Raw genomic sequence first — 12735 nt, 5'->3', positions numbered from 1 at the left:
TGCAAAGACACTCTGATGAAACGGAAGCATAACCGCTCGAAGGCGGCGCTCATCGCTCTCATCCCGACCTGGGCTGCGGTGGTCGTCGTCTACCTAGGCACCATGGTCTGGTCGGTGACCCTGTCCTTCACCAATTCGCGGCTGTTCCCGTCGTGGAACTTCGTCGGGTTCGAGCAATATTCCAAACTGTTCCAGACCGCCAAATGGCTGGTCTCCTTCCAGAACCTCATCATCTTCGGCGTGCTTTACGTCCTTGGTTGCCTGTTTGTCGGCTTCCTGCTTGCCGCCGCTCTCGACCGCAAGGTGCGCTTTGAAAACGCCTTCCGGACGATCTTCCTTTATCCTTATGCCATGTCCTTCGTCGTCACCGGCCTGATCTGGCAATGGATGATGAACCCGACGCTCGGCGTCCAGGCAAGCGTGCGTGCGCTTGGCTGGCAGGGTTTTTCCTTCGACTGGATCATCAACCGGGATCTTGCGATCTATGCGGTGGTGATCGCGGCCCTCTGGCAGGGCGCGGGCCTCGTCATGATCCTTGTGCTGGCCGGCATGCGCGGCATCGATGGCGAGCAGTGGCGCGCTGCCCGCATCGACGGCATTCCCGTCTGGCGCACCTATGTTTCGATCATCCTGCCGCAACTGACGCCGGCCTTTGCGGCCGCCGGCACGCTGCTCTCCATGGGCGTGATCAAGACCTATGATATCGTAGTGGCGCTCACCAATGGCGGACCGGGATCGGCAACAGAGGTGCCGGCGAAGTTCATCATGGACAATCTGTTCCAGCGTCAGAATCTCGGCCTTGCGACAGCAGCGGCAACCGTCCTGCTTTTAACCGTGCTGATCATCATCGCACCCTTCCGCTATGCCCAACATATCCGCGCCCGGCGCCAGGCAGGTACGCTATGATCCATCCCCGCGGCCCTAGGCCGACGCAGATCACCGCAGCCCGCATCGGCCTATACGCCTTCCTCATCTCCGCCGCGCTGTTCTTCGCCGTGCCGCTTTACGTGATGATCGTCACGTCGCTGAAGACCATGGACGAGATCCGGCTGGGGCAGATTTTTGCCCTGCCGTTGCACCTGGATTTTACCGCCTGGAAGACGGCCTGGGCCGGCGCCTGCGCCGGGAGCGAATGCACCGGCGTGCGCATGGGCTTCCTGAATTCGGTGAAGATCACCGTGCCGGCCGTTGTCATCTCCGTCCTGATCGGCGCAATCAACGGTTATGCACTTTCCTTCTGGCGCCCGAAGGCAGGACGCCTGATGTTCGGCCTGCTGATGGCCGGCGCTCTGGTGCCCTACCAGATCTTTCTCTATCCGCTGGTGCGCGCCATGGCGGTGATGGGCTTCTACAACAGCCTCGGCGGCATTATTCTCGTGCATGTGCTGTTTGGCCTGCCGCTGGTGACGCTGCTTTTCCGCAACTACTTCGTCACCATTCCAGAAGAACTCTTCAAGGCAGCGCGCGTCGATGGCGCCGGCTTCTGGCGGATTTTCATCGAGATCATGCTGCCGATGGCGCTTCCGATGATCGTGGTCGCCTCGATGTTCCAGTTCACGGGCATCTGGAACGACTTCCTGCTCGGCGTCGTCTTTGCCGGACGCGACAATCTGCCGATGACAGTACAGCTCAACAACATCGTCAATACGACGATGGGCGAGCGCAACTACAACGTCAACATGGCGGCCACCATCCTCACCGCCATCATTCCGCTTGCCATCTATTTCCTGTCCGGACGCTGGTTCGTCCGCGGGATCGCGGCCGGCGCCGTCAAGGGGTAAGGCTGAATGCACTCTGCTGTTTCCATCAAGGACCTGAAGATCAGCTACGGCGACCAGACGGTGATCGAGCAAATGTCGCTCGATATCGCACCGAAGGAATTCCTCGTCCTGCTCGGCCCGTCCGGCTGTGGCAAGTCGACCTTGCTGAACGCGATCGCGGGTCTTTCCGACATCACCGACGGGGAAATCTGGATTTCGGGGGAAAACGTTACCTGGGAGGAACCGAAGGACCGTGGCATCGGCATGGTGTTTCAGTCCTATGCGCTCTATCCCCGCATGTCGGTTCGCAAGAACCTCTCCTTCGGCCTCAGGGTCGCGGGCCTGCCGAAGCCGGAAATCGACAGCCGGGTCGAGCGAGCGGCATCGCTCCTGCATCTTGAAAAGCTGCTCGACCGCCGCCCGGCCGAGCTTTCCGGCGGCCAGCGCCAGCGCGTTGCGATCGGCCGCGCGCTGGTGCGCGAAGTCGACGTCTTCCTGTTCGACGAGCCGCTGTCGAACCTCGATGCCAAACTGCGCAACGAGCTGCGCGTCGAGATCAAGAAGCTGCACCAGCAGCTCGGCAACACGATGATCTACGTCACCCACGACCAGGTAGAGGCGCTCACACTTGCCGATCGCATCGCCATCATGCGCGATGGCGTAATCCAGCAATTGGGCACACCTGCGGAGATCTATCACCGGCCTGCCAATCTCTTCGTCGCCGGCTTCATCGGCGCGCCCTCGATGAATTTCATTCAAGGCAGCATCGAACAGGACGGCGAAAAGGTGCTGTTCAAGGCGGGCGATCTCACCCTCGACATGTCTGGTTACGCTTTTGCCGCAAGGCCGCAAGCCTGCCCGGTAACGCTTGGCGTGCGTCCGGAACATCTGAGTATCCGACCGGAAGCCGGGGACACCGCGCTTCATGCAGCCGTCTCAGTCCTGGAGCCGATGGGTTCCGATACGGTTGTCTGGCTCACCTGGAAAGACACGACCCTGTCGCTGCGGGTGATGGGCGATCTCTCGCTCCAACCGGGCGATGTCATCGGCATCGGTCTCGATCTCTCCAAGGCATCGCTTTTTGCGAGCGACGGCAATCGCCTCTGAGCCGTGCTCTCCCGGCAGCAGAGAGATCGCGCTGCCCGTCCCATTCCATTGAGAAGTCAGGTTTTGAACGACATGTCTGAGAAAGTTTATGATGCGCTGGTGATCGGCTCCGGCGCGGCCGGCTCCTTTGCTGCCATGGAATTGACGGCCAATGGTCTATCCGTCCTGCTTCTCGAAGCCGGCCCTGAGATCAGCAAGAAAGATTTCGATCCCACCCGCAAGAAACCGCCCGCAAGCGCCATCAATATCTGGGAGCGCGCACGGGCGACCATCAAGGGCCAGCCGGTGCAGGCGCGTGCCGCCTTCTTCACCGAGCGCTTCAGCCGCTTCTTCGTCAATGACCGAAATAACCCCTATACCACGCCGCGCGGCGAACCCTTCTTGTGGATCCGCGGCCGGCAGTCGGGTGGGCGACTGCACAGTTTCGGGCGCGTGTTGCTGCGCTGGAGCGACGACGATTTCAAGATTGAAAGCCGCAGCGGCCGCGGCGTCGACTGGCCCGTCTCCTATGACGAACTAGCCCCCTTCTATGCCGAAGCCGAAAGCCAGCTTGGCCTATACGGCAATCAGGATCATGTCTCGACCTTGCCGGACGGCGTCTATTCCCGCCCCGCCAAGCTGACACCGGCCGAAGAGCTCTTCAAGAAGACTGTCGAAAGCCAGGCGCCCGAACGGCATGTCGTATCCTGGCGTTATATCGCGCCGGACGCCGAGCGCGTGCCGCGCCCGCTGCGCGAAGCGCTCGCCAGCGGCAAGTTGACCATCCGCCACGATGCGATCGTGCGCCGCATTACCACGGATGCGAAGACCGGTCGGGCGACGGGCGCAGAATACGTTGATCGCAATTCCGGCAGCGTCCATGCGGTCAAGGCCGAAAACGTCGTCCTCTGCGCCTCGCCGATCGAAAGCGTTCGCCTGCTCCTGAATTCACCATCGGCAAGGCACCCGAACGGGCTTGGCAATAGTTCGGGCACGCTCGGCCGCTATTTCATGGACCAGCTGCCTTGTCTGGCCTTTGGAACCTTTGCGCCTGCCCGTGGCTGGTCGCATGACGATTCGGCGCCGCAGGATCCGTTCTACAATCCGTCGGGCGGGATCTTCGTCCCGCGCTTCGACAATGTGGAAGGAATGGCGCCGCGCGGCGACTTCGCCTATCAGGGCAGCGTCGGCCGCGCGCCGGTCGGCGATAACGAGCCATCGAGCCTTGCCTTCTTCGGCTTCGGCCTCATGCTGCCGCACGCCGACAATCGCATTACTCTCGATGCCAGCCGCAAGGATGCCTGGGGCATTCCGGTACCGCATATCCGCTGCGTGATGCATGAGCCCGAGCAGGAACTGATCCGCAAGCAGGAAATGACCCTGATCGACATGGTGAAGAGTGCCGGCGGCGAGCTCGACTTCATCGGATCCCCGCTTGGCCTGAGAGAAATGGGCCGTGGCGCTTTCCCGGATGCCGACCCTCTAAGCCGTTTCCTGTTCCGCAAGTGGTTCCGAAAGACCATGTGCATGGGTGCGGCAATCCATGAAAGCGGCGGGGCGCGCATGGGCACTTCGCCGGAAAACTCCGTCCTCAACGGATGGAACCAGAGCTGGGACGTGCCCAATCTTCTTGTGACCGACGCGAGCGCCTTTGCCGGCGGCGGAACAGCGGGTACGACCTTGACCGTCATGGCCCTGACCCTTCGCGCCTGCCGGAAGCTCGCGGCGCAGTACCGCGAATCTGCCGGCGTCTCCAAACGCGGTGAAGTGTTGGGATGACTGGAGCGACACCGAAGGCTAGGCCGGGCTGGCGGCCAGCGCAATCGAGTCGGCCACGTCGTTTAGCCGATCAGACAATATGGCTGTCGCGACGCGAAGATGTGCGCTTGGAAGGATGGAAAATTTAGCGCCGGGATGAACCGCAATACCTCGCGCCGCCAGCGTGACCATCGCGAAGGGTTCGGATGCGACCGGCACCCAGGCGCACAGGCCGCTGCCATGCTGCACTTCGATCCCACGTCCCCCCAGGGCGTCAACCAGATCGGCCCGACGCTGGAAATAGATATCGCGAGAGTGTTGCAGCGAGGTTTGCGTCACGGGATCCCGCAGAAGCCAGGCGGTGGCCGCCTGAAGGATGCGGCTTGTCCAGCCGGCGCTGAAGCTACGGTAGGACTGGATCTGTTCGACGATCGCCCGCGAGCTTGAGAGCACAGCAAGCCTGAGATCCGGACCATGCGTCTTCGAATAGGAGAGAATGTGAATGGTCCGGTCGGCAAACCGGCCGCCGAGCGAATGACGCGCAGCCATGGAAATGTCGGCAATGCCATCATCTTCGACGATCAAGGTGTCCGTGCCGTCGAGAATGTCTCCAAGTCGCTGCAACCGCTCGCTGCTGACGTGCTGGCCGGTCACCGAGTGAAGACGCGGCTGGAAAATGAAGGCGACCGGCCGCAGCTTCATTGCGGCCTCGAGAGACGAAGGCAGCGGCCCTTCCCGATCGCACTGGACCGGAATGATCTGCACGCCGCGATCCTCCAGAATATCAAGAAGCCGCATGGCGGTCGGATCTTCGATTGCAACGGACGCACCGGGCATGACGAGCGCCTGGATAAGCGTGTAGACCGCATTATAGCCTCCGTTCGTCGCCAGCAATGCCTCCGGTTCGTATGGCCAAGTCTTTCGGACAGCTTCTTCGAGTTCCGGAAGAATGCGACTTCGCTCGTAGCTGTTGAGATTTTCGGCCGACGCTCCATAGGCCATGGCTTCGGTAAGCTTTGGCAAAAGCCGGACATCCGGCACGGCCGATGTCAGGTCGAGGACGTCGGCTCCATAACGGCCGGAACTGCCGAGCCGTTCGGGTTTCGCCACGAAACGATCGCCGCTCACCCAGGTGCCGTTCCGTCCCCTGCCGGTAATGATTTTCTGGCGTCTCAGCTCGCTCCAGGCCTCGGAGATCGTCGCCGGACTGATCCCGAGCGCAAAGGCGAGATCGCGGATCGGTGGCAGCTTCGTTCCGACGGGGAGCGCCCCGGCGCGGATCAAGGCACTGGTTTCAATCGCAATTCCTCGAATTGTCCGATCGGTCAATTTTTGGGCAAACCATGCCGCGTCGACAATATCGCTCATTTAATCGCCACTTTTAATGTTCAATAACGTAATAACATTTGATCAGATAATTTTGAACATTTAATTGTTCCGAAAACAAGGTCTTTGCGAGTGAATGCCGATGCCCCTTAGCCTCCGACTTGCCCTCCGTGACTGGGACTACATGACGCCCCTGGTTCTCGGCGATGTCTCCTCTCCCAAGCTTGACATCAAGGTCGACCGCGTCGGCACGTTGCTCTCGCATCTCGGAAAAAGCGACCACTACGATGTCGCGGAAATGTCCTTCAGCCGCTATACGCAGCTGCGCATTGATGGCGACGAGAGCGTCGTCGGCATTCCGAACTTCATCATGCGCGGCTTCCGTCACCGCTGCATCATCACCCGCAAGGACGGCCCCATCACCGAACTCGGCCAACTGGCCGGAAAGCGTATCGGCGTCACCGGATGGCGCGACTCCGGAAACACCTGGACCAGAGCAGCACTGCGCCGCGAGGGCGTCGGCGTCGAGGATGCCATGTGGTATGCGGGCCGCCTGACGGAAGCGCATCCGGTCGTCGATCGCCTAGACGGGTTCGGCCGGCCCGGCCGCATCGAAGCGGCTCCTGGCGAGCGCCCCATGGTCGACCTGCTCAAGGAAAGCTTCCTTGATGCGATCTTCACGCCTTTCATGCCTGACGGCTACTTCGGCGGAGGATCGCCGTTCCGGCAAGTCGTTTCCGATTTCAGAAGTGCCGAACGTCGATATTTCGATGATGTCGGCTATGTTCCCGGCATGCATCTGATCGGCATCAAAGCGGACATCGTCGCGCAGAACCCGTGGGTGATCGAGGAGCTCAGCAAGCTGATCGATGAATCGCAGCGGATGTGGCTGAGCAAACGCCGCAAATACGCCGACACCTCGCCCTTCATGATGGACGAACTGTTGAAGTCGGCAGCCGAGCTTCCGGTCGGCTGGGAGGCCAGCGGCTTTGCGGTCAACCGCAAGATGATCGCCGACTTCGCGGGCGAGCTTCACGTCCAGGGCATCCTGCCGCAGCTGATGACGCCGGAAGACCTCTTCTCCTTCGATGTGGACGGTAGCCGCATCGGGTGAACGCAACACGAAACGCATAAATTCGAACCAAACAGGGGAAATGAACAATGTCGATCAGGAAAATTGCATGCCTTGCTCTGACGAGCGTGGTGATCTCGGGAACGGCCTTCGCTGAAGATGCGGCCCTGCCCAAGCTTTCCGTCAACGACGCGCTTCATGCGCAGTTGCCCGAAGCGATCCGCACGTCTGGCAAGATGATCTCCGTCAACAATGGCTCGTTTCCTCCCTATGAAATCGTCACGGGCACCGAGATGAGCGGCGCCAGCGCCGATCTGACCGACGCGCTGGGTGAGGTTCTCGGCGTCGAGATCGAGCATGAGACCGTGGGCGGTCTGCCGGCGCTGCTGGCTGGCGTCAACTCGGGCCGCTATCAGTTTGCCTTCGGTCCCGTCGGCGATTTCAAGAGCCGCGAGGAATCCAACGACTTCGTCGATTGGGTGCAGGAATTTGTGGTCTTCTCGGTGCAGAAGGGCAATCCGAAGGGCATCACCTCGCTCGATACCGCCTGCGGTAACCGCATCGCCGTCATGGCCGGCGGTTCGGCCGAAAAGGTCATCCAGGTGCAGGCCGAAAAGTGCAAGACCGATGGCAAGGGCGCGATCGAGGTGCAGTCCTTCACCGACCAGCCGAGCTCGATCCTTGCCGTCCGTTCCAAGCGGTCGGATGCCTTCTTCTCCTCCCAGGCGCCGCTCACATATTTCGTGTCGCAGGCCAACGGTCAGCTGGAACTGACTGGTGTGGGACAGAAGAACGGTTTTGAGAATCTCTATCAGGGCGCGGTTGTCGCGAAGGGCTCGCCGCTCGGCCCAGTCCTGCGCGATGCGGTCAAAGTGCTGATGGACAACGGCACCTATGCCGCGATCATGAAGAAGTGGGGCCTTGAGAACAATATGATCAAGGAGCCCGGCATCAACCTCGGTGGGACGCTTCCGAAATGAGCACACAAACGCAAACACTCGCATCGCCCTCCGGCGATGCGAGAAGCCGGGATGTGGCCCATGCCCACAAGCCCTTCCCCAAAGGCCGCGTTGCGGCCTGGGCCATCACGCTTGCGATCGCCGCCTATTGGGCCTGGTCGGTCGCGCATAACGAGAATTTCGGCTGGCCGGTCGTCACTCAATATTTCTTCGACCCGACCGTCATCAGCGGCCTTTACGTTTCGCTCGGCCTGACGGTCGTCGCGATGATCATCGGCATCGCGCTCGGCCTCGTGCTGGCCGTCGCGAGAATGTCCAGCGATCGCCTGGCAAGTTCGCTCGCCTCGCTGTTCATCTGGTTCTTCCGCGGAACACCGCTCCTGGTGCAGCTGATCTTCTGGTACAATCTTTCGACGCTGTTTCCGACACTGTCGATCGGCATTCCGTTCGGCCCGACCTTCATGAGCTGGGATACGAACTCGGTGATCAGCCCGATGACGGCCGCGATCGCCGGTCTCGCACTCAATGAGTCCGCCTATATGGCGGAAATCATCCGCGGCGGGTTGCTTTCGGTGGACAAGGGTCAGTTCGAGACTGCGGAAGCCTTCGGCATGACGCGCAACCGCGCGCTTCGCCGCATCATCATTCCGCAGGCCATGCGCTCGATCGTTCCGCCGACCGGCAACCAGCTGATCAGCATGATCAAGGCGACTTCGCTCGTCAGCGTCATCGCCATGGCCGATCTGCTCTATTCGGTGCAGTCGATCTACAACCGCACGTTCGAGATCGTGCCGATGCTGCTGGTTGCCGTTCTCTGGTACCTGCTCATCACGTCGGTCCTGAACATCGGCCAGGCCTATATCGAGCGCTATTACAGCCGCGGCGATCGCCGCACGGGCGCCGCCAAACCTGCAAAGGAAACGGCTGTCATGGCACAGGCAACGGAGGCAGGCGCATGAACGCGATCTCCACTATCGAGCCTCTCGTCAAGGCACGCAATGTCCACAAGTCCTTCGCGGATCTGGAAGTGCTGAAGGGTATCGATCTCGACGTCGCGCCCGGCGAGGTCGTCGTCGTCCTTGGCCCCTCCGGCTCCGGCAAATCGACGTTCCTGCGCTGTATCAACCACCTCGAATCCATCAACCAGGGTTCAATCGAGGTGGATGGTGAACAGATCGGCTACCGCCTGCATAAGGACCGGCTGCTGCAGCTGTCGAACCACGCGATCGCCTTGCAGCGCCGCAAGATCGGCATGGTGTTCCAGCAGTTCAATCTCTWCCCSCAYATGACGGYGCTGCAGAACATCATCGAGGCACCGGTCGGCATCCACGGTGAGAGCCGCAAGGTTGCGACCGAAAATGCGCTGAGGCTCCTGGAACGGGTCGGGCTCTCGGCCAAGGCCGACAGCTATCCGCGGCAGCTTTCCGGCGGCCAGCAGCAGCGCGTGGCGATTGCCCGCGCGCTCGCCATCAAGCCGAAGCTGATGCTCTTCGACGAGCCGACTTCGGCACTCGACCCCGAGCTGGTCGGCGAGGTTCTCGCCACCATGCGGGATCTTGCAAACCAGGGTCTGACGATGATCGTCGTCACTCACGAGATCGGTTTCGCGCGGGAAGCGGCCGACCGCGTCGTCTTCATGGATGACGGCAAGGTCGTGGAACAAGGCAAGCCGGAGGACGTGATCGGCAACCCGCAGCACCCCCGCACCAGAAGTTTCCTGTCGCGCTTTATCTAGCGCGGCGGCTCCTCCATGCTCTTGCCCTGCGGGCTGGCTTTACCGTGAGCCGGCCGGCGATACCGCGCCCATGAAACTGGAATTGCCATGTCCCTCGACAATGATTTTGCCCACCTCTCCGATTTCGAACCGATGGAAGCGGAGCTGACGGCTGTCCGCCGGCATCTGCACGCTCATCCAGAGCTCTCCTTCGAGGAGGCCGAGACCGCGCGTTTTGTTGCCGAAAAGCTCGAATCCTGGGGGTATGACGTCACCCGCAACGTCGGCGGCCATGGCGTGGTTGCGCGCATGACGGTCGGCGCCGGAAAGAAGAGCATCGCCATCCGCGCCGACATGGACGCTCTGCCGATCACCGAGGAGACCGGCCGCCCCTATGCCAGCACGGTTGCCGGCAAGATGCATGCCTGCGGACATGACGGCCACACGACGATACTTCTGGGTGCAGCCGAATATCTGGCGCGCACGCGCCGCTTCAACGGCACCGTCAATCTCATTTTCCAGCCGGCCGAGGAGGCAGGTCCGCTGAGTGGTGCGCCCGCAATGATCGCTGACGGGCTGTTCGAACGCTTTCCCTTCGACGTTATCTTTGGTCTGCACAATCATCCCGGCGCAGCCGAAGGCACCTGGCTGATGCGGTCGGGCCCGCTGATGGCGGCTGCCGACAGCGCCGAGATCATCATCAAGGGCAAGGGTGGCCACGCCTCGCGGCCGCATCTGACCGTCGATCCGGTGGTCGTTGCCTGCAACCTCGTCGTCAGCCTGCAATCGGTCGTTTCCCGCAGCATCGATCCGACACAAACCGCGGTCGTCACGGTCGGGGCGATCCATGCCGGCGAGGCCGCAAACGTCATCCCCGAAAGTGCAAAACTGCTGCTCAGCATTCGCTCCTTCGACCCGAAAGTACGCGAGACGCTGGAGGTCAGGATCCGCAGGCTCGCCGAAACGATCGCCGACGGTTACGGCGCAGCCGCCGAAATCGAATACACTCGCGGTCACCCCGTGGTCGTCAATTCGGAAGCGGAAACGGAATTCGCCCGCATGGTCGCAGAAGAACTCGTCGGTGCTGACAAGGTAGCTCTCTGCAACCTCATCCCCGGTAGTGAGGACTTCTCGCACTTCCTCGAGCACAAACCCGGAAGCTTCCTGCGGCTCGGCAACGGTGTGGAATCCGCGATCCTGCACAGTGCCAAATACGACTTTGCCGACAAATCCCTGACGGTGGGTGCCGCGATGTGGGCACGCTTGACCGAACGCTATCTCGACGACTGAGGCATCTCGGCACAGGCCATGAACTCTCGCGTCCATGCGTTCGTGGCGCAAACGTTGTAACCCGGCGCGCTACCAGGCCGGGAACGGATCTTCGAGAGCTGACCATTCGCGCGGGTCCGCACTGGCGAGGCAGTCGTCCAATGCGGTCCGCACACCTGTCTCGTCCATGCCAACCCCGATGAACACCAGTTCCTGCCGGCGGTCGCCCCAGGCGCTGTCCCATCGGCTCTGCAGATGCTGATGAAACTGCTGATGGCTCGGCCAGTCCTGCCGGGGAACAGCTGCCCACCAGAGCCCCATGGGTTCGCAGCGTCGCTGCACGCCTGCGGCCGACATAAGGCCCACGTGACGCGGACGTGTGGCAAGCCAGAAATGGCCCTTGGCGCGAAGCACTCCAGGCCAAGGCTCGTCCAAGAATGCCCGAAACCGCTTGGGGTCGAAAGGGCGCCTCGTGCGGTAGACAAAGCTCGATACCCCGTATTCCTCCGTTTCCGGAACATGCTCGCCCGGGCTGTTCAATTCCTTGTGCCACAAGGGATGTGCGGCGGCCTTTTCTTCATCAAAGAGGCCGGTATTGAGGACGGTTGCCAGAGAGACCTTGCCAAGATCCGTCTCCACCTGACGCGCATCCGGGTTGAGAGACGCAACAATCTTGCGGATCTCCGCGCGGACCTCTTTGGTCGCATCCGAGATCTTGTTGATCACAACGACATCGGCAAACTCGATCTGGTCGACCAACAGGTCGATGAGGGTGCGCCGGTCTTCACCATCCCGTTGCAGGCCACGGTCGGCAAGCAGATCGGAATTACTGTAGTCGGCTAATAAATTTGCAGCATCGACCACGGTGACCATCGTGTCGAGTCTGGCAAAGTCCGAAAGCGAAACGCCGTTTTCATCGCAGAAGGAAAATGTTGCCGCGATGGGGCGCGGCTCGGCAATGCCGGTCCCTTCAATCAGCAGATAGTCGTATCGCCCCTCTTCGGCCAGCCGCCGCACTTCCGTCAGCAGGTCGTTGCGCAGGGTGCAGCATATGCAGCCATTGCTGAGCTCGACCAATGTCTCCGTCGTATGCGACAGGTTGCAGCTACCGTCTCGAATGAGGCTTGCGTCTATGTTCACTTCACTCATGTCGTTGACGATGACGGCAACCCGCAAGCCTTCACGATTGTTCAGGACGTGACTGAGAAGCGTCGTCTTACCAGCGCCGAGAAAACCGGCGAGCACGGTTACCGGGAGCCGCTCGATGCTGTTCATCGGCATGCCCTGAATGTGAGCGGTCGGTATTTGCGCCGTATGAGCCTCATTCGAATCCCGTTCGTAGCCGCCTTTCCGATGCGTCATGCGGCAAGCTGTGGACGAAAGACCACATCGGCATAGTAATTCGCTGAATCGTATGTGCTGGTCGGGAAGAGCCCCGCGGTTGCGGATCCGCCATAGGCATAGACGCCGTTGCCGCCGGCCAAAGCACTTGACTGAGCCGTCAGCGGACCGTTTGTCACCGCATTGGTGAAGAAACCGTCCGTCGCCACATAGGCACCTGTCGTGTGATAGGAGGCGACATAGTTGGTGTTGGCGGCAATTGTGACAGGTGTTGTAAAATTCACCGTCTGCCAACCGCTCGCCGTGGTGTTGGTGAAGGTGGCGGTCGCGAGTTTGGTGCCTGTCGTGGTCCACAGGTCGACGACATTCTGTCCGTTGTCATTGGCGCTGCGGTAGAACTTGATGCCGGTAATGTCGCCGGCAACGTTCGACTGGAACTTGACGCCGAGC

The 12735-nt window shown here is 61.0% G+C and carries 12 protein-coding genes; 9 read left to right on the top strand and 3 right to left on the bottom strand.

The features are described 5' to 3' along the window. The first annotated feature begins 15 nt into the window (after positions 1-15). From AC1DTN_RS36710 to AC1DTN_RS36695, 4 genes are all read left to right on the top strand, one after another. The gene (locus tag AC1DTN_RS36710) at positions 16-906 is read left to right on the top strand and encodes a carbohydrate ABC transporter permease (RefSeq protein WP_477924983.1); all 891 of its coding nucleotides are present in this window, start codon (positions 16-18) and stop codon (positions 904-906) included. Further along, positions 903-1781: a carbohydrate ABC transporter permease gene (locus AC1DTN_RS36705; RefSeq protein WP_113324019.1), complete on the top strand. Its 879-nt coding sequence runs from the start codon at positions 903-905 to the stop codon at positions 1779-1781. Before AC1DTN_RS36710 ends, AC1DTN_RS36705 begins: the two co-directional genes overlap by 4 nt. Before the next feature lie 6 nt (positions 1782-1787). After that, complete coding sequence (locus AC1DTN_RS36700) at positions 1788-2867, top strand: ABC transporter ATP-binding protein (RefSeq protein WP_477924979.1); 1080 nt, start codon at positions 1788-1790, stop codon at positions 2865-2867. A 72-nt stretch (positions 2868-2939) separates the two neighbouring features. Beyond that, complete coding sequence (locus tag AC1DTN_RS36695) at positions 2940-4625, top strand: GMC oxidoreductase (protein WP_113324021.1); 1686 nt, start codon at positions 2940-2942, stop codon at positions 4623-4625. An 18-nt stretch (positions 4626-4643) separates the two neighbouring features. On the opposite strand, the gene AC1DTN_RS36690 is transcribed toward AC1DTN_RS36695, so the two are convergent. Further along, positions 4644-5972 carry an aminotransferase-like domain-containing protein gene (locus tag AC1DTN_RS36690; RefSeq protein ID WP_113324022.1) on the bottom strand — a complete coding sequence of 443 codons (1329 nt, stop codon included), beginning with the start codon at positions 5970-5972 and terminating at the stop codon, positions 4644-4646. A 100-nt stretch (positions 5973-6072) separates the two neighbouring features. Here AC1DTN_RS36690 and AC1DTN_RS36685 point away from each other — a divergent pair, with 100 nt between their 5' ends. From AC1DTN_RS36685 to AC1DTN_RS36665, 5 genes are all read left to right on the top strand, one after another. Beyond that, positions 6073-7044, top strand: coding sequence for a substrate-binding domain-containing protein (locus AC1DTN_RS36685; protein WP_477924976.1), 972 nt, complete (start codon positions 6073-6075; stop codon positions 7042-7044). A gap of 47 nt (positions 7045-7091) precedes the next feature. Further along, complete coding sequence (locus tag AC1DTN_RS36680) at positions 7092-7982, top strand: ABC transporter substrate-binding protein (RefSeq protein WP_477924974.1); 891 nt, start codon at positions 7092-7094, stop codon at positions 7980-7982. Then, positions 7979-8920 (top strand): amino acid ABC transporter permease, encoded by a 942-nt coding sequence (locus AC1DTN_RS36675; protein WP_477924972.1) that lies wholly within the window; start codon positions 7979-7981, stop codon positions 8918-8920. The genes AC1DTN_RS36680 and AC1DTN_RS36675 overlap by 4 nt, the downstream gene beginning before the upstream one ends. Then, a complete protein-coding gene (locus AC1DTN_RS36670; RefSeq protein ID WP_477924971.1) occupies positions 8917-9696 on the top strand; it encodes an amino acid ABC transporter ATP-binding protein in 780 nt (259 codons plus the stop codon). The genes AC1DTN_RS36675 and AC1DTN_RS36670 overlap by 4 nt, the downstream gene beginning before the upstream one ends. A gap of 87 nt (positions 9697-9783) precedes the next feature. Then, positions 9784-10965, top strand: a complete 1182-nt coding sequence (locus tag AC1DTN_RS36665) for a M20 aminoacylase family protein (protein ID WP_442207578.1) — start codon at positions 9784-9786, stop codon at positions 10963-10965. A gap of 69 nt (positions 10966-11034) precedes the next feature. Here AC1DTN_RS36665 and AC1DTN_RS36660 read toward each other — a convergent pair whose 3' ends face one another. Continuing rightward, entirely contained in the window at positions 11035-12219 is a 1185-nt protein-coding gene (locus AC1DTN_RS36660) for a GTP-binding protein (protein ID WP_477924981.1), read from the bottom strand. A gap of 83 nt (positions 12220-12302) precedes the next feature. Further along, on the bottom strand, positions 12303-12735 hold a 433-nt coding region (locus tag AC1DTN_RS36655; RefSeq protein WP_477924969.1), incomplete at its 5' end, for a DUF4082 domain-containing protein.

The organism is Rhizobium sp. 01T444, from assembly GCF_056398305.1.
This window is presented reverse-complemented; position numbering and strand designations above follow the sequence as displayed.

Coding starts and splice junctions, on each gene's coding strand:
- AC1DTN_RS36710 (WP_477924983.1), top strand. CDS start 16: ATGAAACGGAAGCATAACCGCTCGAAGGCGGCGCTCATCGCTCTCATC.
- AC1DTN_RS36705 (WP_113324019.1), top strand. CDS start 903: ATGATCCATCCCCGCGGCCCTAGGCCGACGCAGATCACCGCAGCCCGC.
- AC1DTN_RS36700 (WP_477924979.1), top strand. CDS start 1,788: ATGCACTCTGCTGTTTCCATCAAGGACCTGAAGATCAGCTACGGCGAC.
- AC1DTN_RS36695 (WP_113324021.1), top strand. CDS start 2,940: ATGTCTGAGAAAGTTTATGATGCGCTGGTGATCGGCTCCGGCGCGGCC.
- AC1DTN_RS36690 (WP_113324022.1), bottom strand. CDS start 5,972: ATGAGCGATATTGTCGACGCGGCATGGTTTGCCCAAAAATTGACCGAT.
- AC1DTN_RS36685 (WP_477924976.1), top strand. CDS start 6,073: ATGCCCCTTAGCCTCCGACTTGCCCTCCGTGACTGGGACTACATGACG.
- AC1DTN_RS36680 (WP_477924974.1), top strand. CDS start 7,092: ATGTCGATCAGGAAAATTGCATGCCTTGCTCTGACGAGCGTGGTGATC.
- AC1DTN_RS36675 (WP_477924972.1), top strand. CDS start 7,979: ATGAGCACACAAACGCAAACACTCGCATCGCCCTCCGGCGATGCGAGA.
- AC1DTN_RS36665 (WP_442207578.1), top strand. CDS start 9,784: ATGTCCCTCGACAATGATTTTGCCCACCTCTCCGATTTCGAACCGATG.
- AC1DTN_RS36660 (WP_477924981.1), bottom strand. CDS start 12,219: ATGAACAGCATCGAGCGGCTCCCGGTAACCGTGCTCGCCGGTTTTCTC.